21 protein-coding genes are annotated in these 23,046 nt (G+C 68.5%); 10 read left to right on the top strand and 11 right to left on the bottom strand.

The features are described 5' to 3' along the window. The first annotated feature begins 82 nt into the window (after positions 1–82). The gene (dmpG, locus tag V9K99_RS40815; RefSeq protein WP_337324221.1) at positions 83–1,117 is read left to right on the top strand and encodes a 4-hydroxy-2-oxovalerate aldolase; all 1,035 of its coding nucleotides are present in this window, start codon (positions 83–85) and stop codon (positions 1,115–1,117) included. A 259-nt stretch (positions 1,118–1,376) separates the two neighbouring features. On the opposite strand, the gene V9K99_RS40810 is transcribed toward dmpG, so the two are convergent. The 3 genes from V9K99_RS40810 to V9K99_RS40800 are packed head-to-tail and all read right to left on the bottom strand — an operon-like array spanning position 1,377 to position 3,567. Continuing rightward, a complete protein-coding gene (locus tag V9K99_RS40810) occupies positions 1,377–2,240 on the bottom strand; it encodes an alpha/beta fold hydrolase (protein WP_337324220.1) in 864 nt (287 codons plus the stop codon). Next, complete coding sequence (locus V9K99_RS40805) at positions 2,237–2,569, bottom strand: indolepyruvate ferredoxin oxidoreductase subunit alpha (RefSeq protein WP_337324219.1); 333 nt, start codon at positions 2,567–2,569, stop codon at positions 2,237–2,239. Before V9K99_RS40805 ends, V9K99_RS40810 begins: the two co-directional genes overlap by 4 nt. An 11-nt stretch (positions 2,570–2,580) precedes the next feature. Next, positions 2,581–3,567, bottom strand: coding sequence for an NAD(P)/FAD-dependent oxidoreductase (locus V9K99_RS40800; RefSeq protein WP_337324218.1), 987 nt, complete (start codon positions 3,565–3,567; stop codon positions 2,581–2,583). A gap of 229 nt (positions 3,568–3,796) precedes the next feature. Between V9K99_RS40800 and V9K99_RS40795 the strand changes: the two genes are divergently transcribed. The 9 genes from V9K99_RS40795 to V9K99_RS40755 are packed head-to-tail and all read left to right on the top strand — an operon-like array spanning position 3,797 to position 11,701. Beyond that, positions 3,797–4,999 carry a Rieske 2Fe-2S domain-containing protein gene (locus tag V9K99_RS40795; protein WP_337324217.1) on the top strand — a complete coding sequence of 401 codons (1,203 nt, stop codon included), beginning with the start codon at positions 3,797–3,799 and terminating at the stop codon, positions 4,997–4,999. Continuing rightward, complete coding sequence (locus tag V9K99_RS40790; protein WP_337324216.1) at positions 4,992–5,927, top strand: hypothetical protein; 936 nt, start codon at positions 4,992–4,994, stop codon at positions 5,925–5,927. Before V9K99_RS40795 ends, V9K99_RS40790 begins: the two co-directional genes overlap by 8 nt. Next, positions 5,924–6,802: an alpha/beta fold hydrolase gene (locus tag V9K99_RS40785; protein WP_337324215.1), complete on the top strand. Its 879-nt coding sequence runs from the start codon at positions 5,924–5,926 to the stop codon at positions 6,800–6,802. Before V9K99_RS40790 ends, V9K99_RS40785 begins: the two co-directional genes overlap by 4 nt. 13 nt (positions 6,803–6,815) lie before the next feature. After that, positions 6,816–6,938: a hypothetical protein gene (locus V9K99_RS40780; RefSeq protein ID WP_337324214.1), complete on the top strand. Its 123-nt coding sequence runs from the start codon at positions 6,816–6,818 to the stop codon at positions 6,936–6,938. Next, positions 6,935–7,801: an alpha/beta fold hydrolase gene (locus V9K99_RS40775; protein WP_337324213.1), complete on the top strand. Its 867-nt coding sequence runs from the start codon at positions 6,935–6,937 to the stop codon at positions 7,799–7,801. The genes V9K99_RS40780 and V9K99_RS40775 overlap by 4 nt, the downstream gene beginning before the upstream one ends. Beyond that, positions 7,801–8,841 carry a zinc-binding dehydrogenase gene (locus tag V9K99_RS40770; protein ID WP_337324212.1) on the top strand — a complete coding sequence of 347 codons (1,041 nt, stop codon included), beginning with the start codon at positions 7,801–7,803 and terminating at the stop codon, positions 8,839–8,841. The genes V9K99_RS40775 and V9K99_RS40770 overlap by 1 nt, the downstream gene beginning before the upstream one ends. Before the next feature lie 2 nt (positions 8,842–8,843). Further along, positions 8,844–10,118, top strand: coding sequence for a M20/M25/M40 family metallo-hydrolase (locus V9K99_RS40765; protein WP_337324211.1), 1,275 nt, complete (start codon positions 8,844–8,846; stop codon positions 10,116–10,118). Position 10,119: 1 nt separating this feature from the next. Then, positions 10,120–10,899, top strand: a complete 780-nt coding sequence (locus V9K99_RS40760) for an IclR family transcriptional regulator (protein WP_337324210.1) — start codon at positions 10,120–10,122, stop codon at positions 10,897–10,899. A 22-nt stretch (positions 10,900–10,921) separates the two neighbouring features. After that, positions 10,922–11,701 carry an IclR family transcriptional regulator gene (locus V9K99_RS40755; RefSeq protein ID WP_337324209.1) on the top strand — a complete coding sequence of 260 codons (780 nt, stop codon included), beginning with the start codon at positions 10,922–10,924 and terminating at the stop codon, positions 11,699–11,701. Between the two features lie 197 nt (positions 11,702–11,898). On the opposite strand, the gene V9K99_RS40750 is transcribed toward V9K99_RS40755, so the two are convergent. From V9K99_RS40750 to V9K99_RS40715, 8 genes are all read right to left on the bottom strand, one after another. Further along, entirely contained in the window at positions 11,899–12,666 is a 768-nt protein-coding gene (locus V9K99_RS40750) for an enoyl-CoA hydratase/isomerase family protein (RefSeq protein WP_337324208.1), read from the bottom strand. Continuing rightward, positions 12,663–15,068, bottom strand: coding sequence for a CaiB/BaiF CoA-transferase family protein (locus tag V9K99_RS40745; RefSeq protein ID WP_337324207.1), 2,406 nt, complete (start codon positions 15,066–15,068; stop codon positions 12,663–12,665). Before V9K99_RS40745 ends, V9K99_RS40750 begins: the two co-directional genes overlap by 4 nt. Continuing rightward, a complete protein-coding gene (locus tag V9K99_RS40740; protein ID WP_337324206.1) occupies positions 15,065–16,612 on the bottom strand; it encodes an AMP-binding protein in 1,548 nt (515 codons plus the stop codon). Before V9K99_RS40740 ends, V9K99_RS40745 begins: the two co-directional genes overlap by 4 nt. A gap of 60 nt (positions 16,613–16,672) precedes the next feature. Continuing rightward, a complete protein-coding gene (locus V9K99_RS40735; RefSeq protein WP_337324205.1) occupies positions 16,673–17,887 on the bottom strand; it encodes a metal-dependent hydrolase family protein in 1,215 nt (404 codons plus the stop codon). Further along, a complete protein-coding gene (locus tag V9K99_RS40730; protein WP_337324204.1) occupies positions 17,884–18,693 on the bottom strand; it encodes an ABC transporter ATP-binding protein in 810 nt (269 codons plus the stop codon). The genes V9K99_RS40735 and V9K99_RS40730 overlap by 4 nt, the downstream gene beginning before the upstream one ends. After that, entirely contained in the window at positions 18,686–20,323 is a 1,638-nt protein-coding gene (locus V9K99_RS40725; protein ID WP_337324203.1) for a dipeptide/oligopeptide/nickel ABC transporter permease/ATP-binding protein, read from the bottom strand. The genes V9K99_RS40730 and V9K99_RS40725 overlap by 8 nt, the downstream gene beginning before the upstream one ends. Next, entirely contained in the window at positions 20,310–21,266 is a 957-nt protein-coding gene (locus V9K99_RS40720; protein WP_337324202.1) for an ABC transporter permease, read from the bottom strand. The genes V9K99_RS40725 and V9K99_RS40720 overlap by 14 nt, the downstream gene beginning before the upstream one ends. Positions 21,267–21,328: 62 nt before the next feature. Next, the gene (locus V9K99_RS40715; RefSeq protein ID WP_337324201.1) at positions 21,329–22,876 is read right to left on the bottom strand and encodes an ABC transporter substrate-binding protein; all 1,548 of its coding nucleotides are present in this window, start codon (positions 22,874–22,876) and stop codon (positions 21,329–21,331) included. Positions 22,877–23,046 lie beyond the last annotated feature (170 nt).

Here is a 23,046-nt window from a genome sequence, read left to right as displayed (position 1 = left end):
CATGGGGCTTTGACTCCCAGCCTTCCCTCGTCACTCCAGTCGCTTCGCTCCCTCCGCTCCTCAGTCCAGGCCGGGAGGCCCCATGACCAGGCTCTTCATTCAGGACGTCACCCTGCGGGATGGCATGCACGCCGTTCGGCATCGGATGGAGCCGGCCGATCTTGCGCGGATCGTGGCGGCGCTGGACGCGGCTGGGGTGGACGGGATCGAGGTTGCTCACGGCGACGGTCTGGCCGGCGGCAGCCTCACCTACGGCCCGGGTTCGCATGCCGACTGGGAGTGGATCGAGACCGCAGCGGCCAACCTCTCGCGCGCCCGGCTGACGACGCTGTTGCTGCCGGGGATCGGCACCATCCACGACCTGAAGCGCGCGCACAGTCTGGGCGTCAGGTCGGTGCGGGTGGCAACACATTGCACCGAGGCCGACGTCTCGGCGCAGCACATCGCGACCGCGCGCGAACTCGGGATGGACGTGGCCGGCTTCCTGATGATGAGCCACCTCGCGCCCGCCGGTGAGCTCGCGAAACAGGCCGCGCTGATGGAGTCGTACGGCGCTCACTGCGTCTACGTCACCGATTCCGGCGGCCGCCTCCTGATGGACGGCGTACGCGAGCGAGTCCGGGTCTACCGCGATGTGCTCGATCCCGCGACCGAGATCGGGATCCACGCGCACGAGAACCTCTCACTCGCGGTCGCCAATTCGGTTGCCGCGGTCGAGGAAGGCGTGACCAGGGTCGATGCGTCACTCGCCGGCCAAGGCGCCGGAGCGGGGAACTGTCCGATCGAGCCGTTCGTGGCGGTGGCGACGTTGCAGGGCTGGGAGCACGGCTGCGACCTGTTCGCGCTCCAGGACGCGGCCGACGACATCGTCCGGCCCTTGCAGGACCGGCCGGTGCGGGTCGACCGCGAGACGCTGACGCTGGGCTACGCGGGTGTCTACTCGAGCTTCCTGAGGCACGCCGAGGTCGCCGCGGATCGCTACGACCTGGACGTACGGACGATCCTGGTGGAGGTCGGCCGGCGGAAGTTGGTCGGCGGGCAGGAGGACATGATCGTCGACATCGCCCTCGACCTGGCCGGAGCCACCCAGAAAGCAACCCAAGCGTCTACCGCGTAACCGCCGCACACTGAAGCCACCGTGCTGCCTGCTGACCCAACCCGCGGGTCGAGTGTGGGTAGTGTGCCATCGACTGCGACCACCGTGCTGCCGGCAATCGCTTGCCAGCAGCAATCTCCCCACAGTCGCGGGCAGTGCCGTCTTTGAGCGCGAGTGAAGCCGCCGTGGCGAGTGCGCGCACGCTGGCTTCACTGCACTGGCGGACGTCCGTCACTCACCAACCCCTCACGATCAACGCGGCTCACGCTCGGCCGTGGACTCAGAGCGGCCCGCTGCGAGGGTTGGTGAGTCGCGCAGGTCCGGCTGAATTCGGCCGTGCTCCGGAACCTGGAGACCTGGGCAGGCTGAGAAGGAAGGATTCGACCAGCTCGGCGACTTCCCGCGGCGCCTGCTCCATCAACGGGATCATGCCGCCCTCGATGATCGCCGAGTCGACGGAGCGAGCGGCGGTCAGTTGCTTCTGGAGTACGGCGAGGTTCGGCAGCGCGAAGGGGTCGGCACTGGCGCCGATGAGCAGCACGGGGGCTGTGACGAGCCCGACGCGGTCTTCCATCCGGTAGCGGTGGCAGGCCCGATGGCCCTCGGCCGGGTCCACAGCCAGCGCGTCCCTGATGAACCGCTCGAGCAGATCGGGCCGTCCGGCAGGGTAGTACTGCTGACGAATCCGCCAGAGCTCAGCCAGATGGTTGCCATTGGCATCAGGTTCGACATTGTCAACGCTCACCCGACCGGACCGGTACTCCGGGCCCGCCGACGGCGGCGATGACAACACCAACGCACCCACCCGCTCCGGACGCGAAGCCGCCATCTCCAGCGCCACCGCGGCACCGGTGTGATGACCGAGCACCACCGCATCGTCGATCGACAGCGCGTCCAGCAAGGCGAAGGCACCGGCTGCGTACTGCTCGATCGTCTGCGGCTTCTCCAGTACGGCGCTCAGCCCGAAACCGAGCATGTCCATCGCGATCACGCGATGCCGTCCGGCCAGCAACGGCTGGACCTCGCGGAACTCGTCGTACGAGCGAGGGGTCTGGTGCAGCAGCAACATCGCCGGCCCGGATCCGGTCTCGGCGTAGTGCAGCTGCCCGTACGGCGTGTCGGCGTACCCACGCCTGATGATCATCCGGCGACGAGTGGTGTGTCGACGCCGACCTCGCCGAGCTTCTGGGCGCCACCGGGGTCGCCGAGTGGTTCGGACCGGCCGGGCAGGGGCAGTTCGAAGAAGGCTCGGGCATCGGCCAGGTGTGCCTTCAGCGCGGGGTCTTTGCGGGCGACGCGGTCGACGACGATCGCCTCGACCGGGCACTCGACCTCGCAGGCACCGCAGTCGATGCACTCGTTGCCATTGATGTAGCTCTTGCGTCCGCCGACGTAGATGCAGTCGACCGGGCACACCTCGACACAGGAACGGTCGAGGACGTCGATGCAGTCGGCGCCGATCACGTAGCTCATGGCGATCCCTTTCAGGCGGCGTCGGTGGAATGGCCGGGGAACAGAGTCAGGTCGGGGTCCAGGTCCACGGCCACGTGGTTCATGGCGGTGGCGACCTCGCCGAAGCCGACGGACATCAGCTTGACCTTGCCGTCGTAGTCGGTGAGGTCCCCGGCGGCGAACACCCGGGGCAGGTTGGTCCGCATCGCCCGGTCGACGGCGACCGACCGGCCGCGGAGCTCGAGACCCCAGTCGCGCAACGGACCCAGATCGCTGATGAACCCGAGGGCGGCGATCACGTGGTCAGCCGGGACGACGGTCTCCTGGCCGTCATTCGACCGCAGCGTGACCTTCGCGAGCCGGTCCTTGTCTCCTTCGAGCGCGACCACCTGGGTGTCGGTGTGCAGCCGGGTGCGGCCGGATTTCACGCGTTCGAGTGTCGCGGCATGACCGCGGAAGACCTTGCGGCGGTGCACGAGGGTGACGGACCGCGCGATCGGCTCCAACGCATCCGCCCAGTCGAGCGCGCTGTCCCCGCCACCGACGATGACGACGTCCTGGTCGGCATGCCGCTCCGGCTCCGTGACGAAGTACGACAGCCCGGTACCGAGCCACTCCTCACCGCATTCCAGTGGCCGCGGCGTCGGCGTACCGATACCCGACGTGAGTACCACGGCGCGGGCCCGGACGACTGTGCCGTCATCCAGCGTCACCACGGCCTCGTCCTCGGTGTGCTCGAGCGTCAACGCCTGCCGGCCCAGCAGGTACGTCGGCTCGTACGACGATGCCTGTTCGACCAGTGCGGCGACGAAATCGCGGCCCTTGATCGCGGGGATGGCGGCGACGTCGCGGATCTGCTTCTCCGGGTAGAGCGCCATCACCTGCCCGCCGGACTGCGGCAGGACGTCGACGACCGTCGTACTCAGGCCACGGAAGCCGGCGTAGTAGGCGCCGTACAGGCCGGTCGGTCCCGCGCCGACGATCAGTACGTCGGTCGAGACGATGTGGGAGGTGGTCACGAGAGGCCTCCTGGGCTCGGTCATGGTGGGCTCCGCCACAACGGGGATGCGCTCGAATGTAGGTACGGCGTCCGCGGGACGTCCCGTGATCGGGACCGCTCACCGGACCACCGGCCCAGATTCAGCCGTGCCGGCAGAGGTGTTCCGTCAGACGAACCGAAGTTGTTGGTCGCGCCCGCAGGCCGGTGATGTGCTCACCGCACCGATTGCGACGACCAGTGGAGCTGACGTGACCGACACCGTTGACCGAAGGCAGGTACGTAAGCACCGGGCCGGCCGGCTGCCCGGTCGTCAGGACTGGTCGAGTTGGCCGCACTACCAGGCCGCGAAGGCCGGTTTCCGCGGCTACTGGTACCCGGTCTGCTTCTCGTCGCAGGTGGGGGAGAAGCCGCGCCAGGTGACCCTGCTCGGTGAGCGGCTGTTCGTCATCCGGGACAACGGCAAGGTCTTCGGCATGAAGGACCGCTGCCCGCACCGCGGCGTTCCGCTGAGCTACGGCAACAAGCAGTTCCCGGGCACGGTGTCCTGCGTCTACCACGGCTGGACCTTCGACCTGGAGACCGGCGACCTCAAGGCCGCGATCACGGACGGGCCGCAGTCGCCGATCTGCGGGAAGGTGACGCAGCCGACGTACGACGTCGAGGAGCGGCTCGGGATGGTCTGGGTGTACGTCGGCGACGGCGAACCACCGCATCCGATCGACGAGCAGCTGCCCGAGGAGCTCGTGTCGAACCCGGCCGTGGTCGGTGCGCGGATCCAGCCGCGGGAGGGGAACTGGCGGTTCGCCTGCGAGAACGGGTACGACGAGGGCCACGCGAAGTACCTGCACCGGACCGCGCTGTGGCGGCTGTTCAAGCCGATGCCGGTCTGGAACACGACCAAGATCACCAAGCGTGGCCGGTGGATCTACCGGGTGCAGCAGGAGCAGTTCTGGGACGCCGACTTCCCGGGACTGGGGCACTGGACAGGCAAGGCCTGGTACAAGCTGAAGCCGCCGGCGGAGACCAAGAACATCGGCAACACCTCGACGCATCGCGAGACCAATCCGGTGATCGCGGCGCAGGAGTTCCCGGGCTTTGCCTCGGTCAGCATGCCTGGTGTCCTGCGGATCGCCTACCCGACCTTCATCCACTACGAGTTCTACGTCCCTGTGGACGAGGACAACCATCTCTACGTCGGCGTGCTGGCGGACTTCAAGCAGGGGCTGAAGACGCTGCCCTTCTACGCCAAGTACCTCGGCGCGGTGCGCTGGCTGTTCCACGGCCAGTTCTCCGGCCAGGACAAGTGGATGGTCGAGGTCACCGACGCGCCGCCGGAGAAGCTGTACCGCCCGGACGACTCGCTGCTGCAGTGGCGCAAACTCGCCGAGGACGTCACTGAGGACCGCCTCGACCGCCTGCGTGCCGCCGGAATCGAGCCCACTGATGGCTGAGATCGTCCTCGGGGTCGGAGCGTCCCATTCGACGCTGATGAACACCCATTGGGACCAGGTCGTGCACACTGACCGTGCCAAGGCCTTCCGCGATGCCTTGTCCGAAGCCAGGCAGGCGATCGCCGACGCGCGTCCCGATGTCGTGGTGATCGTCGGCTCCAACCACTTCCGCGGCTTCTGGCTGGACCTGATCCCGTCCTTCACCCTCGGCGTCGGCGAGGTGATCGCGTCCGGCGAGTCCGGTACGCCGAAGGGTCCGCAGCGGACCGACCCTGCGTTCGCTCAGTCCCTGGCCACACACTTGGTCGAGGCGGGGACTGAGGTCGCGATCTCTGCACGGTTGCAGATCGACCACGGCCAATCGCATGCGATCCAGTATCTGCTCGACGGCATCGACGTACCGGTGGTCCCGCTGGTCGTCAACGTGTTCGCCCAACCGCTTCCGACGCTGGATCGTTGTGTTCAGCTCGGTGAGCAGTTGGCGACCGCTCCCGGGAACAAGCGTGTGGTCGTGGTCGCCTCCGGCGGGCTGTCCCACCAGCTTCCGTGGCCTTCGGACTGGACCGACCCGGATGGCGATGACGAAGCGTTCCTGGTCGAGGCCTGGCTGAACGGGCGCGGTGAGTGGGAGCGGTACGACGCACGTCGCCGGGAGATCATCGTGTCCGCCCGTCCGACCATCTTCCCCGAGTTCGACGAGGCATTCCTCGACGACCTCGAGAAGGGCGACCTGCGGCGCTATGCCTCGATGACTGCCGCCGAGCTGGAAGCGGTCGCCGGGAACGGCGGTCAGGAACTCCGCACCTGGCTCGTGATGGCGGCAACCCTCGGTTTCATTCCGGGCCGACGCCTTGCCTACGCACCGATGCCCGAATGGCTCACCGGCATGGGCGTCGCTGTCCTCGATCCTTCGGAGGTACGCCGATGACTCGCCTGACCTCACCACCGGCCGGGCCGGCGCCGGAAAGCCGCTTCGCCGCGGCCGGCGACGTGAAGTACCACTTCCACGAACTGGGTGAAGGCCCGGACACGATCTTCTTGCACGGCGGCGGTCCCGGCTGCACCGGATGGAGTGACTTCGGCCCGGTGGCGCCGTACTTCGCTGCGGATCGGCATTGTTTGATTGTCGACATCCTGCAATACGGCCAGTCCGACAAGTGCCGGATCACCGGCCCGATGTGGGACTTCCACGCCGCGAAGACGGTCGAGTTGATGGACACGCTCGGCGTCGAGAAGGCCGACTTCATCTGCAACTCGTGGGGCGGCACCATCGCGCTGTGCCTGGCCGCGCGCTACCCCGAGCGCGTCCGTTCCCTGGTCGTCACGGGCAGCATGCCGGTCTTCTACGGACCGCTTACTCCGCTGCCGGAGCGAGGCCACCGCGGCCGTGCCGCCCGTGACATCTACTACGGCGGCGAAGGACCGACCCGGGACAAGATGCGCGCCCTGATCACCCGGCTGGAGTGGTACGACGCCGACCGGCTGCCCGAGGAGACCGTCGACCTGCGGTACCAGCAGAGCCTCGACCCGGGTGAACGTGAACTGGCTGCGATGTCGGACTCCCCGCGCGGCGACTGGCAGGACCTGACCGCCGAGCTCGGCCTGATCGAGGCGCCGGCGCTCTTCGTCTGGGGACGTGAGGACGCGTTCCTCACGCCCGACTACCCGATGATGCTGGCGCGGATGGTGCAGCGCGGGAACCTGCACGTGATGGACCACGTGTCGCACCACCTGCAGGAGGAGCGACCGGCCGCCTACCACGCCGTGGTCGACGGTTTCCTGCGCTCCGTCGACCATCCGTGATCCAGGAGATCCGATGAAGAAGATCCTCGTCGTCCTCGCCGTCCCGGCGCTGGTCGTCGTACTGCGCAAACTGCTTGCCCGGAGCAACACACAGATCCACCGGATCAACCAGCACCCTTCTGGAGGAACGATATGACGCTGGCCGAGACCATCTGGACCGAGCTGACCGGCACGGAGTTCCGCCTCAGCACGGTGGACGCCGGCAGCGTTCCGACCCGGTCGCTGCAGGCCGGGTCCGGTGAACCGGTGATCTTCCTGCACGGCACCAGCGGCCACCTGGAGGCGTTCACCCGCAACCTCGGCGCGCACGCCGAGCGGTACGCCTGCCACGCGATCGACATGCTCGGTCACGGCTACACCGGCAAGCCGGACTACCCGTACGAGATCCCGCGCTACCGTGACCACCTGCTCGCGTACATGGATGCCGTCGGCATCGAGTCCGCCCACATCGTCGGCGAGTCCCTCGGCGGCTGGGTCGGCGCCCGTACGGCGATCGACGCACCGGACCGGATCGCGTCGCTGCAGTTGCTGTGTGCGGGCGGGACTGTCGCCAACCCGCAGGTGATGGAACGGATCCGGACCAGCACTCGGGAGGCCGTGTCGCGTGATGACGTCGAGCTGACCCGGGCGCGGATGCGGCTGCTGATGGCGGATCCGGTGGACGCGACCGAGGAGCTCGTCGCGGTACGGCACGCGATCTACCACCAGCCCGACTTCGTCGAGAACATCGACAACCTGCTTTGCCTGCAGAACATGGAGGTCCGGCTGCGCAACGTCCTCCGTCCGGAGCACCTGGCCCAGATCACCGTCCCGACACTGGTGGTGTGGGGCCGGAACAACCCGTTCGGTGAGGTCCCGGAGGCGAACGCCATGCACGAGGCCATCGCCGGCTCGGAGCTGGTGCTCTTCGACGAGTGCGGGCACTGGCCGCAACACGAGCAGGCGGCCCGCTACAACGAGCTGAGCCTCGAGTTCCTCGCGAAGCACCCGGCGTCCTGATGCGTGCGCTGCGGATTCACGAGTGGGGCGCCGAGCCGGTGGTCGAGGACGTCCCGTCGCCGCTCGTGAAGGAAGGCGAGACGCTCGTCCGGGTCGAGGCGGCCGCCGTGTCCCACCTCGACCTCACCGTCGCGAGCGGGACGTTCGACCTCAAGCCGCAACTCCCATACGTCGGAGGGGTCGAGGGCTGCGGCATCGTCGTCTCGTCGGAGATCCACGAGCCGGGCACGCGCGTGGTCCTGCGCGGCGGCGGCCTCGGCCTGCTCCGCGACGGAACCTGGGCGGACTTCGTCGCCACCCGCAAGGCCGCGTCCCCACTGCCGGCCGACCTCCCACCCGAGATCGGCGCAACCTACTTCGTCCCGACAACAACGGCCTACGTCGCCCTCCACGACATCGCCCGCCTAGGAGCATGGCCCAGCGCCGGCTCCTCGACCAGCACCTCCGCGGCTGACGCCGCCGCCTCCTCTTCCTCCTTCTTTGACGCCGCCGCCGGAGGCGGCAGCGAGGGTGAGGTTGTGGTGGTCGCCGGTGCCGCGGGTGCTGTGGGCTCGATGGTTGCGCAGCTCGCGGTGCGGGCCGGATGCACGGTGCTCGGGGTCGTCGACTCCGCCCAGGCTGATCGGCTGCCCGCTGGTGTCGAGGCCGTGCTCCTGGGCGACGAAGAGCGTGCGGCCGAGCTGTTGAAGGAACGGCCGGCGACGCTGCTCGTGGACACGCTCGGAGGCCAGGCGGTGGCTGAACGCTCGCGCTGGGTGCGGCCGGGCGGGCGTGCGGTGGTCGTCGGGTACGTCGCCGGCAAGGAACTGGGTCTCGATGTGCCGAGCTGGTTGCTCGACGACGTGGCGCTGTTGCCGGTGAACATGATCCGTCGCGAGGCCTCGGCACGCGAGTACGCCCCGCTGCTCGCGGAACTCCTCGCCAAGGGGGAGCTGACGCTCGACGTCCAGTCGTTCGCAATGGACGACGCACCGAAGGCACTGCATCTACTGGCGACCGGCGGCCTGCGCGGCCGCGCGGTGATCCTGCCGGGGAGCTGACCATGACCACCGGGCAGGCGGTTGCGCGGGTGATGGAGTACGTCACCCGCGACCGCCTGGCGGAGGCGATCTGCGGAGTCGTCGACATCCCCAGCCCGACCGGCGCGGAGGCCATGGTCGCCAATTGGATTGTCGACGATCTGACAACCCACGGTGTCGCGGCGAAGCTTCAACAGCTGGATCACCTGCAGGCCAACGCGGTCGGCACAGTGGCCGGCGGCAACGGCCCGTCCACCCTGCTCTACGCACCGCTCGACACGTTCACCACCGGCGATCCGACGTACGACGTACCGTCGGCCACTCTGGCGATGCGGCCGGACATGCTGCCGCGGGCGACGCTGTACGGCGACCTGGTGCAGGGTCTCGGCGCCGGGAACCCGAAGGGCCACGCGGCCTGTGTCATGGTGACGTTGGCGGCCTTGGCGGAGTCGGGCGTCGAACTCCCGGGCGACGTGGTCGGCGGATTCGGCGCGGGCGGGATGCCGAGCTTCGCCATCGAGGTTGGACGACAGAACACCGGCCATGGGGTCGGCGCGGCGTTCCTGCTCGAACGCGGGTTCACCACCGACTACGCCGTCATCGCCAAACCGGGATGGACGGTCTCGCACGAGGAGGTCGGGCTGGTCTGGCTCGACGTACTGGTGCCAGGGATCCACACGTACGCCGGCAGCCGCCACCGCCTGCCTTACCGCAACGGGGTCGCGCTCGCGGGCGAGGTGGCCGGACACCTGGAGTCGTGGCTGGACGAGTACGCCGTACGTCATGAGCACGGCACGATGCGCCCGCAAGGGATCGTGTCGTCGATCAGCGGTGGCTCGGAGCGTCTCGCCGCCTCGACTGCCGCCCTGGTCCGGCTGCGGCTCGACCTGCGCATCACCACGGCGCAGACACCGGCCGGTGTCACCCGCGAGGTGCGCACAGAGGTCGAACGCCTCGGCGAGAAGCTGGGCGCGGAACTCCGGGTCGAGCAGGTGGCCGCCGTACCTGCGTCGCATACCTCGCCTGATGAGCCGATCGTCCGGGCCGCCGTGGCCGCGTGGGAGGCCGTCGCGGGGGAGCGGCACGTGCCGATCATGGCCAACAGCGGCGCGACCGACGCCAACATCCTGCGAATGCGCGGCGTACCGACCGCGCGGGTCGGGATGCCGAAGGTGCCGGCGACCCCGACCGGGGAGCCGCCGGACTTCACCGCGGGGATGAACCTGGCCGACCTGGGGGAGATGCGGCGACTGGTCGAGATCCTCGTCCGGACCGTGCTGTTCGTCGAAAGGTTGTGAGATGGACGTTCCGCGGGCTCGACCGTACGGCGAGGGTCTCGGCGCCGGCGCGAACAGCGTGCTGGGCAAGGCCCGGCTGATCCTCGAGGCGTTCCAGATCGACGAGCTCGACCTGTCGCTGTCGGAGCTGTCCCGCCGTACCGGCATCTCGAAGGCGTCCGTGCATCGGCTGGCCCAGGAGTTGCTGGAGTGGGGCATGCTGGAGCGGTCCGGGGCGGAGTACCGACTCGGGATGCGGGCGTTCGAGCTGGGCTCACGGGTGCCGCGGTTCCGCGTGCTGCGCGACGAGCTGCGGCAATCGATGGAGAGCCTGCACCACAGGGTCAAGGAGGCCGTCCACCTGGCTGTCCTGGACGGCCTGGAAGTGCTGTACCTGGAGAAGATCGCCGGCGGGCCGCAGGCGGCGCGGCCGTCCCGGATCGCCGGCCGGATGCCGCTGCACTGCACCGCGACCGGCAAGATCCTGCTCGCGTATTCGCCGCCCACGCTGCTCGACGACGTACTGGCCCGGCCGCTCGAACGCCTGACGCCGTCCACGGTCATCATGCCGGGGGCGCTGCGGGAGCAGGTGCGCAAGATTCGCACGGTCGGTCACGCGGTGGAGTTGGAGGAGACGGTCATCGGGTACTGCTCGGTCGCGGTACCGCTGTTCGGCAGCAGCGGTCTGCTGCTCGGCGCCCTGTCGATCACCGCACCGACCTTCCGCGCGGACTGCGCCGCGAACGCCGCCGCGCTGACCGCCGTGAGCCGGAAGGTCGCGTTGACGCACCAGATCAACTGAGGTCGTGCGTACTGTTCTGTGTGTGGAGGAAGTCAGTCCGCGGCGGTACGGCGAAGGTCTCGGTGACGGGGCCAACAGCGTGCTGGGCAAGACCCGGCTGATCCTCGAGGCCTTCCAGCTCGACGACACCGACGTCTCGTTGTCCGAGTTGTCCCGCCGTACCGGCATCTCCAAGGCATCCGTCCACCGGCTGGCCCAGGAGCTGCTGGAGTGGGGCATGCTGGAGCGGTCTGGTGCGGAATACCGGTTGGGGATGCGGGCCTTCGAGCTGGGCTCGCGAGTCCCGCGGTTCCGGGTCCTGCGCGACACCGTGCGGCCCTACATGGAGAGCCTGCACCACGCCACCAAGGAGACCATCCATCTGGCTGTCCGGGACGGTCTCGAGGTGCTGTACCTGGAGAAGATCAGCGCCAATCCGCAGGCGGCGAAACCGTCGCGGATCGCCGGCCGGATGCCGCTGCACTGTACGGCGACCGGCAAGGTCCTGCTGGCCTACTCCGCGCCGACCTTGCTGGAGGAGGTGCTCGCCCGGCCGCTGGAGCGACTGACACCGTCGACGGTCTCGCTGCCGGGCATGCTGCGCGAACAGATCCGCAAGGTGCGCACCGCCGGCCACGCGATCGAACTCGAGGAGACGGCGATCGGCTACTGCTCGGTCGCCGTGCCGGTGTTCGGCAGCAGCGAACTGTTGCTCGGGGCCCTCTCCATCACCGCCCCAACCTTCCGCGCCGACACCACCAGATACGCCGCCGCCCTCACCGAGGTCATGCGCAAGGTAGCCGCCACCCAACAGATCAACTAGCCCCACATCCACCTCACCGCCCCTGCGCCGCCGGCGAACCACCTCTCGTGGGTCAGCCCACGAGAAGGTGGGTTGGCCAACCAGAATCCGGTGGGCGAACCCACACTTTGGTTGGCTGGCCCACCAGGGAGCGGGGTCAGTTGGGGTGGCGGTTGCCGGACTTGGGCCGCGTGTTGTCGCCCCAGCACCGCTTGGCACTAACGGCCGGTGAACGACGGTGGGCGCTTGTCGAGGAATGCTTGTAGGCCCTCGGCGGCGTCCTCGAGGTCGAGGTTGCGCAGCACGTACTCCTCCTCGACCGCCATCGCCTCCTCGATCGGTAGGCCCCAACCGCGGTCGATGACCTGCTTGACCAGACCGATCGTTGCGGTCGGCAGCTGGGCGAGCCGGGTCGCCTCCCGGTCGACGACCTCGTCGAAGTCGTCACCGGCCACGATGTCGACGAGACCTTCTTTCAGGGCTTCGTCGGCTGTGAGTCGAGTCCCGTCGATGATGAGTCGCTTGGCGCGGTGCGGGCCGATCAGCCGGGGGAGGCGTTGCGAACCGCCCGCGCCCGGGAAGATGCCGAGTCGCGTTTCGGGGAAGCCGAAGGTCGCGCGGGCGTGCAGGATCCGCAGGTCGCACGCCAGCGCCAGCTCGGCGCCACCGCCGAGCGCATGACCGTTGAGAGCCGCGATCACCGGCTTCGAGGCGAGCTCGAGAGCTCGCTGCACCTCGACCCACCGCCGCATCGCCCGGTACGTCGCCGGCTCCAGGCGACGCATCACGGTGATGTCGGCCCCACCGACGAACACCTTGTCCTTGCCGCGGACAACGATGCACCGGACATCGGGATCGTCGGTCAGCGCCGGCAAACCCTTGATTAGCCGCTCGATCAGCCCGGGATCCACCGTGTTCACCGGGCCGTTGTCGATGGCCAGCGTTGCGACCGGTCCGTCGTACCTGATCTGGAAGCCGTCGTTCATTCGAGGACTCCTTCTTTGCGGAGGTCGGCGAGGCGGTCTGGGGTGAGGTCGAGGAGTTCGGTCAGGAGTTCGTCGGTGTGTTGGCCGAGGAGTGGAGCGGGTTGCCAGAGGCCGCCGGGGGTGCCGTGGAGGTGTGCTACGACGCCCTCGTGTGCGACTGGGCCGGCGAGCGGATGATTCAGCTGTTGGTAGAAGCCGCCGGCGGCGAGTTGTGGGTCGTGGTCGACCAGATCGCGGCCGTCGCGGACGGGATAGGCGGGGAAGCCGAGCGTTTGCAGGCGTTCCGCGAGTGCGTCGGCGTCCTGCTCCGCGATGACGTCTGTGAGCTCGGACACTGTGGTGCCGAGTGCGGCAGCCAGCACCTCGTCGGTCGCCTCATGGGTCGCGTCGTCGGTCGCGCGGTTGGTCGCGGCACCGGTCGCGCCGTCGGTCGCACGATCGGTCGCGTCGTTGGCCGCGGTGCCGATGGCGATCCAGCGGTCCTCGCCGGCGGTTCTGAGGATGCGCGAACCGGCCTGGGCAGGTTGTGGTTCGAGGACGGCTGGGCCGAGGTGGGCTGCCATCGCTTCCAGTTGGGACAGGTCGACGTGGCCGCCGACGCCTTGGTGAAGCAGGTCCAAGGTGGCGAGGGTGGCGGCGTTGGCGGCGACCATGTCGCCGAGTCCGAAGGTCAACCCTTGCGGCGGCCGACCCGTCTCGTAGGTTAGCCCGGACATCGCGGCCAGGGTGTCCGCGAATGTCACCGCCTTCCGCCACGGACCGGTCTGCCCGACGCCGGCCATCGACACGAGTACCACGTTAGGGTTGAGCTCGCGCAGTTGCTGGTAGCCGAGACCCCAACGGTCGAGGACGCCGGGGCTGAAGTTCTCGATCACGACATCGACGACCGGGACCAGTTGCCGCAGGAGCTCCTGAGCCTCGGGTTTGCGCAGGTTGAGCGCGAGGCTGCGCTTGTTGCGGTTGAAGTTCAGGAAGTAGCCGCTGTCGTCGTACGTCGCCTCCGGCCGCAACCGCATCGAGGGCGCGAACCGGGTCGGATCCTGCCGATGCATCGACTCGACCTTCACGATATCGGCACCGTGCTCAGCCAACAGCTTTGTCGCATACGGCCCGGCCAACACCCAGGTCAGATCGAGCACCCGAACACCGTCCAAAGCCGCCCCACGCGCCACTCCGACCGGCGCGACCCCGCGCGTGACACCGTCCGGCGCGATTCCGCGCGTGAGGCGGTCCGGCGCGACTTCGCGCGGTACGCCGTCCGGTGCGGCTCCGGGCGTGGCGCCGTCCGGTGCGACTTCGCGCGTCGATGCACGGTGTCTGGGCGCCCTCGGCTCGTCACGGTCCAGCCAGGTGACCGTTGCGTCGACGTCCTGCGGTTCGTGAAGTCGCACCGGACGCTGGAGGGACTTGAAGGGGAAGCCGACGTCGCGGATCGGGCCGGCGGCGGTTTCGATGTCGAGGAAGAACTGGCGGTCGAGTAGTTGTGGGTTCTTCAGTACGTCGTCCGGCGCGGCGACCGTTGCCCAGGGCAACCCTCTGGCGCGGGCGCCGGTCGCGATCTCGTCCGCGGTGTGCTTGGCGACGAACGCTCCGACCACTTCGTCGACGTACGGGCGATGTTGCCAGCGATACGACGCGTCCTGCCAGCGGTCCTCGGTCAGGTCCGCCGCTTCGCCCTCCTCAGCCATCCAGGCGAGGAGGTCGTCCCACATCCGGTTGGGTCCCGAGTAGCCTCCGGCCACGTGGCCGTCCTTCGTCGCGAAGACCCGATGCGCGACATGCCCGTACACACCCGACGTCCGGCCCGGGATCGTGCCGGCGTGGATCCACGAGATCGCGCCAGTCTCCAGCGTCGCGGCCACCACCTCCTGGACCGAGATCTCAGCGAGTTGGCCGACGCCGGTCCGTTGTCGGGCGAGCAGTGCGAGCATCGCGGCGATCGCGGCATGGGTGCCGGCCAGCTGACCGGCCTGCGCCCGCGGCGGTGGTTCGGGTGCCTCACCGGGCGTGCCACCGAGCCACGCCATCCCGCCTGCTGCCGTGGCGACAACATCGTCCGCTCGCCACGACTTGCACGGCCCCCAGGTCCCGAACGGCGTGACGACGACATGCGCCACGTGTTGCCAGTCGGCACCGCGCAGTTTCAGCGTGCGGAGCTGGTCGAGTGGTCCGGACTCGAGTACGACGTCCGCCTCGGGGAGCAGGCGATCCAGCACGGGACCCAGCTCGGCGTCGTCGGGCAGGTGCAGTACGCGTTGACCCGAGTGCCAGTGCAATCGATCCGCGCGGGCGGTCGTTCGGGTGCGCTCGATCCGGATGACGTCGGCACCCATTCCGACGAACAGTCGGCCGGCGGCACGCGCCAGCTCGTCGGTCAGGTCGAGTACACGCAGGCGGCTCATGACTTCTCCGTTTCGGCGTCCCAGGTGCCGGGCAGTAGGCCACGAGATCGCAGCTCGGCTCTGGACACCTTCAGATTGGCGTTACGCGGCAGCGAATCTTCGACGCTGACGAAGCGGGGGAGTGCATGCCGTGGCAGCCGGTCGGCGCAATGACGCCGTACCTCAGCCGGGTCCAGAACCACCCCGGGCCCGGGTACGACGACCGCGAGCACCTCGTCCTCGGTGAACTCGGATGGGACACCGACCACCGCAACCTCGGCGACACCCGGCATGCTCGCAATGGCTTCCTCGACCGCGTCGGGGGAGATGTTGATGCCACGCCGCCGTACGACGTCCGCACTCCGGCCTTCGAAATACAACCACCCGTCGTCCAACCGCACCTGATCACCGGTGTGGAACCAGCCACCTCGCCAGGCGCGCTCGGTCGCCGCAGGATCCCCGATGTAGGTGCTGAACGTCAGGTCTGGCTGCTCGGGACGGACGAGCAACTCGCCGACGTCGCCCTTCGGAACGTCGACATCCGCATTGTCGACAATCCTCAGTTCGTATTCGGGTACCGGTCGGCCGGCGGCGCCTGGACGGACATCACCCGCGTACGTCGTCGCCACGTCGCCCAACTCGGTACAGGCATACGCCTGGAGAAGCGTGATGCCGAAGCGGTCCCGCATCGCGTGGAACAGGTGCTCCGGCGCCGGCCCGCCGTACGCGCGCCGGACCAGGTGGTCGCGATCCCGGTCGGACGGTGGTTGGCGGAGGAGGAGTGCGCACACGGCGCCCATGAAGTTGAAGGCGGTGATCCCTTCGGTCCGGACTGTGTCGAGGAATCCGGAGGCCGAGAACCGCGGGCTGATCACTAGCCGCGCGCCGGACAGCACCGCCGGCAGGAAGGCCGCATGACGCGCATTGATGTGCTGCCAGGAGAAGAAGCTGTAAAGCACGTCGGACTCGTCATACCCCATCGCCCGCTGCACCCGAGCCGCCTGCCCCGGACCGGCGGCCACCGGCAACAGCGCACCCTTCACCCGCCCAGTCGTCCCCGACGTCGTCATCACAGCAGCCGGATCCCCCGGCGCACTCTTATACGGCGAAACCCGCCGCCCCTCAGCAACCAACTCGTCCAGCAAGACTCCAACCGGCAGGGCGTCCGGGCGTAGTCCGGGTCCGGTCGGAGCGGCTGGTAACACCCCGTGTTCGACCACCGTGTGGCCGAGGTGGCTGGTGATGGTGGTGGTGCAGTTGGTTGCTGTCTTTAGGGTCTGGATCCAGTGCTTGTCCAGGTCTGGGGTGAGTGGGAGCTCGATTGCTCGGAGGGCTGAGATTGCTGTTGTCACCGCGATCGCTTCTGGGCCTGGCGGGAGGCTGGTTGCTACCGCCGTACCTGGTTCGACGTATCGGGACAGGCCGCCGGCGATCGCCAGTGCACGCTCCCACAGGGCTGCGGCGGTCCAGGGCGGGCCGCCTGCGAGTCGCACGAGCTCGTCGTCCGGGCGGGCTTCGGCTCGCTGCGCCACGATCCCGTGGAACGACACCGCACCAGAACCCATACCTGATCCTCCACAGACAACCCCCAGATCGTTCAGCCCGACGTTCCGCTGACCGAAACGCTAGGTCAGATCCTTCACCACAGCGCCGCCGCTGACGACGAGTTGGATGCGGGCCGGGTCGCCCAGAGCCTTGATCTCGAGCAGCGGATCGGCGTCAGTGGCGACGAGGTCGGCGATCAGGCCGGGCCGGAGCGTGCCGACCTGATCGGCGATCCCGAGCAGCTCGGCACCGGTGCGGGTGCCCGCCACGATCGCCGCCATCGGGGACATGCCGAGTTGCACCAGGTGGTCGAGTTCCCGCAGGTTCTCGCCGTGCGGGCAGACGCCGGCGTCCGTCCCGAGTGCGATCCGCGCCCCGCGGGCGATCGCGTTGCCGATGTTCTCCTTGGTGATCTCCGACCACTTCACCTTCTTGGCGTAGTGGTACGGCTGCATCGTCGCCTGGTCGATCGCGAACACGGTCGACAGCGTCGGCACCAGGAACGTCCCGCGTTCGCCCAGCAGATCGAGACCCTCGTCGTCGATGCCGTACCCGTGCTCGACACTGGTGACACCGCCCCGGAGCGCGGTCAGGATGCCCTTCCGTCCCTGGGCATGCGCCGCGACCGGTTTACCGCCGTGCCGGTCCAGTTCGTCGACAATCGCACGAACCTCGTCGAGCCGCAGACCCTCGTCGTCGGGCTGGTCGTGCCGGCTGCCCATCCCACCAGTCGTACAGATCTTCACCAGGTCGGCGCCGTCCCGCAGCACCCGCCGGGTCGCCTTCCGGACCTCGTCGACCGTGTCGGCCAGTTCCATCATTCCGGGCAGCGTGTGTACGACGTGTCCACCGTGCAGATGCATGTCGCCGTGACCCGCCGTGTGGCTGATCGGCCGGACAGCCAACTGCAGTCGCGGTCCCGGAATCAGCCCCCGCTCGATCGCCTCCCGGAACCCGAGCGTGAGCCCGCCGAGATCCCGAGCGGTCGTGACACCGGCGTCGAGCGTCGCCCGGATCCGCGCCGCCGACTCGAGCACCACGAGCGCAGGATCACTCTGTACGACGTGGAACGGCCCGTCAGCCAGGCTGAATCCAAGGTGCACGTGACAGTCGATGAACCCTGGCAGCAGCGTCTTGCCGCACAGATCCCGCACCTCGGTGCCGACCACGAGCGGTGGCGCCTCGGCCGCCGTACCGACGAAACCGATCCGGCCGTCGGGGGTGATCTCGAGGACCCCGTTGCGGATCGGCGCTGCTCCGGTGCCGTCGATGATGTCGGCGTTGACGAATCTCATGCGACCTCCCGCCGTCGGGGTTCGATGTCGAATCCCGGCGCGCCGGGGACCGCGTTCAGCAGGGTCCGCGTGTACTCGTGCTGCGGATCGGCGTACACCTGATCGGCCGGGCCGTGCTCCACGACGTTGCCGCGGTACAGCACCACGACCTCGTCACTGATCTGCCGTACGACGGCCAGGTTGTGCGAGATGAACACCATCGTCAGGCCGAGCTCGACGCGCAGCCTCGCGATCAGCCTGAGGATCTCGGCCTGGACCGAGACGTCGAGTGCGGACGTGATCTCGTCGGCGATCACCACCTCGGGCCGGACGATCAGTCCGCGCGCGATCGCGACCCGCTGCCGCTGCCCACCGGAGAGCTCGTGCGGATAGCGGTGCAGGGTCTCGGCCGGCATCCGGACGGTCTCGAGCCACTGCACGATCTCGTCCTGGTGCCGGCCCACCTTCGCCCGCCGCGGATCCACCGCCTCCGCGAGCGCCTCGCCGATGGTGCGCCGCGGGTCGAGCGAGGAGTACGGATCCTGCGGGATCATCTGGACTTTGCGTCGCATCGCCGTCCGACGTGCGCCGCGGGCCGCGGTCACGTCCAGCCCACCGATCGTCACACTGCCGGCCGACGGGCGGACCGCACCGACCAGTGTCTTGGCCAGCGTGGACTTGCCCGACCCGGACTCGCCGACGACGGCCACGGTGTTGCCCTTGGCAACGTCGATGCCGATGCCGTGCAGGACTCGCGTCGTACTGCGGCCCCACCCGTAGGTCACCTCGAGGTCGCGGACCTCGATCGCCGGTGCGTCGTCAGCCATGTGCGTTCTCCACGGTGAGTTCGGGGGTGGCCTCGAGGAGCCTCTTCGTGTACGGGTGCTGGACAGATCCGACCGTGAGCCGGGCGCCCTCGATCTCCTCGACCAGCTCGCCCTGGTACATCACGATCACCCGGTGACAGAGCGCGCGGACCACGCCGATGTCGTGGGAGATGACCATGATCGACGTCCCGAACTCGCTGTTCAGCCGCTTCAGTTCGCGCAGGATCTCGGCCTGGACGGTGACGTCGAGGGCGGTGGTCGGTTCGTCGGCGATGATGAGCCGCGGTTCGGTCGCCAGCGCGGCCGCGATCATCGCCCGTTGCCGCATCCCGCCGGACAGCTCGTGCGGGTGTTGCTTCAGGCGCTGCTCCGGTTTCGACAGCCGAACTGTCCGGAGTGCATCGAGGATCCGGCGCCGTGCCTCGTGCCGACCGAGTCGTCGGTGCGTCCGCAGTACTTCGGTGAGCTGCGTGCCCATCCGGAGCGCGGGATTGAACGTCGAGCCCGGGTCCTGGTAGACGAGACCGACCGTCTGCGCCATCAGGCCCGGCGGGACCGGCCCGAGCAGATCCAGATCGCCCAGCGTCATCCGGGTCGCGCTCGAGGCGAGGCCGTCGGGCAGGAGTTGCGCGACCGACATCGCGGTCAGTGTCTTACCCGAACCGCTCTCGCCGACGATTCCGAGGATCTCGCCCTGTTTGATCCCGAACGAGATGCCCTTGACCAAGGGCTTGCCGTCGCACTCGATGGACAGATCCTGCACATCGACCAGATAGCCGTCCCGCGGCGTCCCCTGACTCGTCCGCTTCCCCAGGCTGGGAGTGGTCGTCCGTCGACTGGCCGTCGCGGCGAGACCGTCGCCGATCAGGATCGCGGCGAGACCGGTCACGACGATGAGCACCGCCGGGCCAACCAACTGGAAGGGCCGATCCGAGAGCAACGAAGGCAACGCCTCGTTGAGGAGCTTTCCCCAGTCGTACGACGGTGACTGCACACCGAGACCCACGAACGAAAGGGCAGAGATGGCTGTCAGCGTGCTGGCGAACGTCGAGGCGGATAGCACCAGCAGCGGTTCGGACATGTTGGGCAACAGATGCCGGAACGCGGTCCGGATAGGGCTCACCCCGAGCAGCCGGGCGGTCGAGACGAACTCCTGCTGGGACACCTTCGCGGCGAGGTTCCCGGTCAGGCGAGCGAAGTACGGAATACCGGCCAGCCCGATCGCGATCACCGCCGACGAGCCGCCCGCACCGAGTACGGCGGCGACGACGAGGGCGAGCAGGAGACCGGGGAAGGCGACCATCGCGTCGATCGCACGCAGGCAGAGCTCCCGAACGCGTGGCGGCATCAACCAGACGCCGGTACCGAAGAGGACACCGAGGCCCACAGCGATCGCAGTCGCGGCCACGGTCATCAGCAGGGTGAGGCGCGTGGCCACCAGGCTGCGGAGCAGTACGTCGTGACCGGCGGCGTCGGTGCCGAGCCAGTGATCGGCCGACGGGGGAGCGAACCGCGGCCCGAGTTCGTCAGCCCCAGCCTTGAAGAGGATCGGCGCGAGTACGGCGATGACGACGATCACGCCCAGCAGGCTCAGGCCGAGAACGAGCCCGGGGTTCCTACGCCGAGACATGCGATCCTCCGAGGGTTCGTTCGTCGATCAGGCCGAGCAGGATGTCGACCAGCAGATTGATCAGCGCCGCGATCATGCCGATCACGATCACCATCGCCTGGATGACCGGGTAGTCGCGGTCGAGGATGGCCTTGATGATGCCGCTGCCCAGTCCGGGCAGTGCGAAGACCGACTCGATCACGACCGCACCGCCGATCAGGCCGGTCAGCACCAGTCCGCTCACCGTGAGCGTGCTGGTCAGGAGGTTCGGCAGCGCCCACTTCACGTACCGCTTCCGAGCCGGCAGCCGCCAACCGCGCGCGGTCCGCAGATAGTCGTTGCCGAGCACAACAGCCGTCTCCCGCCGGACCACCCGCGAGACCGTGCAGATCGGCCCGATCACGATCGCCGCGATCGGCAGCACGAACGACGCCGACCCGAACCGCGGCGTGTAGGCCGGCGGGAACAGCGGCAACACACCGATGCCGAGGGCAAACATCACCACCAGGAACGTCGCCATCACGTAGCCGGGCACCGAGTCGAGGAAGCCGGTGACGACCCCGAACCCGGTGTCCAGCCACTTGCGCCGGCCGCCCTGGGTCAGCACCCCGACGAGCATGCCCAGCGGGATCGCCACCAGCAGCACGATCGCGATCCCGGCCAGCGCGATGGTCGCGGTGAACGGCAGCCGGTTCTCGATGATCGTCAGCACCGGCTGCCGGTACATGAGCGACGTACCCAGGTCGCCCGACAGGACTCCGCCGGCGTAGTCGCTGAACCGTTGCCACAGCGGCTGGTCGAGACCGAGCTGCTGCCGGACCCGCTCGATGTCGGCCAGGTCGGCGTTGGTGCCGGCCAGCGCCGCGGCCGGATCGCCCGGGATGAGCTGGACGATCAGGAACGACACCACCAGCAGGACGACGAAGATCGCGGCCAGCCCGCCCAGGCGTCGTACGGCGAACATCAGCCAAGGTGAGGCTGTTCGGCTTTCTGCAAGAGCGTGCGCCATGACGGCAGGCCTTCCGGCTAGTCGGGGATCCGGACGGTGGCCGGGTCGATGTAGTCGTCGAACTGACGGATGCTCACACCGCCGGCCGTGATGACGGTCGTCGGCAGGACGGCCAGCGGGATCGCGTCGACTCGTTGGAGGAACGACTTCTGCGCGCCGTGCAGGGCGGCACACTGCGCGGACTTGTCGACCTCACTCATCGCCTTCTGGACGTAGCCGTAGCCCTCATCGTTGACCAGGCCCATCTTGTTCCGGCCGCCATCCTCGGTGGCCGGACCCATCACCCGCAGCAGGGACGACGTCAGCGTGCCCAGCTGGTTGTTGTCACCCTGGACGTTGATGTCCCAGTCCTTGCCGCCGGCTGCCGTCACCGTGGCCCAGTTCGCGTTGTCGAGCGAGCTGACCGTGACGTTCGCGCCCGCCTTGCGCAGCGCCTCGCCGATGTACTCGTTCCCGCCGCGCAGCAACGTCGTACCGACGATGCGGAACTTGACCCCGGTCAGCTTCGCCTTGGCGGCCGCGGTGTTCTCGGCGACCAGCAGCTGCTTGTCGGTGTTGACGCAGGCAACCTTGTCCGACCCGACCGTGGCGATCGTCGTACCCCGCTTGCCGCTGATGATGTCGCTGAACGCCTGCGCGTCGATCGCCTGGGCGACCGCCTTGCGGAGGTCGGGCCGGTCCGCGAACACCGTGCCGGGCCGCTCGTTGAAGAGCAGGTACGTCGTCGTGTTGGCGGCCGTCGTACTGGTGAACTTGCTGTTGTCGGCGAACCGGACCACGTTCTCGTCGTTCACCCCACCGACGTCCAGGCTGCCGGACAGCATCTGGGTGGCGATCGTGGCCATGTCCGTGATCGGCATCAGGTTCAGCTGCTTGGCGGCCTTGCCGTCGAGCGGTTTGGCGAACGCCGGCCAGGCGGAGTAGTCGTCGCGCAACGTTAACTGGTACGAGACCGCGGCCTGCGACGACGTCAGCGTGTAGGGACCGGAGAACGCGCCCTTGACCGTGCCGGCCGCCAAACCCTTCAGGTCGGCCAAACCGGCCGGGCAGATGATCCCGGCTTGGGGGAGCGTCAGCCCGGTCAGGAAATCCGACCAAGGCTTGGACAGCGCGGCCTTGACCGTGCCGGCAGCGTCGTCCGGTGTGAACGTCGCCTTGGCGGAGCCCATCGCGAGCGTCCGACCGGACGACCCGGTGTCCTTCGCAGCGAACCGGGTCAGCGACGCCGCCACCACCGACGGCGTGATCGCACTGCCGTCGGAGCACTTCAGCCCGTCGCGGATGGTGAACGTGTAGTTCGACGCATCGGTCGCCTTCCATTCCTTGGCGATCCCGCCGGCCAGCGCGTTGCCCTCGTCCTTGCGTACGACGGTGTCGAACAGCAACCGCGCCACGGTGTAGTCGTCGCCACCCTTGGCCAGGGCCGGGTCGAAGGTCGCCGGGTCGGTGTTCAGCGACATGTTGAGCGAGTCGCGCGCTGCGGAGCTCGCCGGTCCAGCACATCCGGCCACCGCCAGGCCGACCGCGGCGACGAGCGCCAGGGGAACAGCAGATTGACGTAACACGGCTCCTCCAACAGGGCCAGGAGAACAATGGCGTGGAGCGTAGAACCGGCGGCATCGGTCCGAGGTGTCCCGGGACCGACTGTGCAAGGAATTCGGCCAAACCGGCGCCCGGCTGCACGATCTCGTCCCGCACACCCCGATCGGGCCGGTTTCCCGGGCGTTACGGGAAC

It is taken from the genome of Kribbella sp. CCNWLW201, assembly GCF_037203805.1.
In the GTDB taxonomy this organism is placed as follows: Bacteria; Actinomycetota; Actinomycetes; order Propionibacteriales; family Kribbellaceae; genus Kribbella.
The sequence above is the reverse complement of the archived record's forward strand: the minus strand, read 5'-3'. Positions and strand labels throughout refer to the sequence as shown.

What these genes read in the sequence shown, in the direction of transcription:
- dmpG (WP_337324221.1), top strand. Translation starts at nt 83, where the DNA reads ATGACCAGGCTCTTCATTCAGGACGTCACCCTGCGGGATGGCATGCAC.
- V9K99_RS40810 (WP_337324220.1), bottom strand. Translation starts at nt 2,240, where the DNA reads ATGATCATCAGGCGTGGGTACGCCGACACGCCGTACGGGCAGCTGCAC.
- V9K99_RS40805 (WP_337324219.1), bottom strand. Translation starts at nt 2,569, where the DNA reads ATGAGCTACGTGATCGGCGCCGACTGCATCGACGTCCTCGACCGTTCC.
- V9K99_RS40790 (WP_337324216.1), top strand. Translation starts at nt 4,992, where the DNA reads ATGGCTGAGATCGTCCTCGGGGTCGGAGCGTCCCATTCGACGCTGATG.
- V9K99_RS40785 (WP_337324215.1), top strand. Translation starts at nt 5,924, where the DNA reads ATGACTCGCCTGACCTCACCACCGGCCGGGCCGGCGCCGGAAAGCCGC.
- V9K99_RS40780 (WP_337324214.1), top strand. Translation starts at nt 6,816, where the DNA reads ATGAAGAAGATCCTCGTCGTCCTCGCCGTCCCGGCGCTGGTCGTCGTA.
- V9K99_RS40775 (WP_337324213.1), top strand. Translation starts at nt 6,935, where the DNA reads ATGACGCTGGCCGAGACCATCTGGACCGAGCTGACCGGCACGGAGTTC.
- V9K99_RS40770 (WP_337324212.1), top strand. Translation starts at nt 7,801, where the DNA reads ATGCGTGCGCTGCGGATTCACGAGTGGGGCGCCGAGCCGGTGGTCGAG.
- V9K99_RS40765 (WP_337324211.1), top strand. Translation starts at nt 8,844, where the DNA reads ATGACCACCGGGCAGGCGGTTGCGCGGGTGATGGAGTACGTCACCCGC.
- V9K99_RS40760 (WP_337324210.1), top strand. Translation starts at nt 10,120, where the DNA reads ATGGACGTTCCGCGGGCTCGACCGTACGGCGAGGGTCTCGGCGCCGGC.
- V9K99_RS40750 (WP_337324208.1), bottom strand. Translation starts at nt 12,666, where the DNA reads ATGAACGACGGCTTCCAGATCAGGTACGACGGACCGGTCGCAACGCTG.
- V9K99_RS40745 (WP_337324207.1), bottom strand. Translation starts at nt 15,068, where the DNA reads ATGAGCCGCCTGCGTGTACTCGACCTGACCGACGAGCTGGCGCGTGCC.
- V9K99_RS40740 (WP_337324206.1), bottom strand. Translation starts at nt 16,612, where the DNA reads ATGGGTTCTGGTGCGGTGTCGTTCCACGGGATCGTGGCGCAGCGAGCC.
- V9K99_RS40735 (WP_337324205.1), bottom strand. Translation starts at nt 17,887, where the DNA reads ATGAGATTCGTCAACGCCGACATCATCGACGGCACCGGAGCAGCGCCG.
- V9K99_RS40730 (WP_337324204.1), bottom strand. Translation starts at nt 18,693, where the DNA reads ATGGCTGACGACGCACCGGCGATCGAGGTCCGCGACCTCGAGGTGACC.
- V9K99_RS40725 (WP_337324203.1), bottom strand. Translation starts at nt 20,323, where the DNA reads ATGTCTCGGCGTAGGAACCCCGGGCTCGTTCTCGGCCTGAGCCTGCTG.
- V9K99_RS40720 (WP_337324202.1), bottom strand. Translation starts at nt 21,266, where the DNA reads ATGTTCGCCGTACGACGCCTGGGCGGGCTGGCCGCGATCTTCGTCGTC.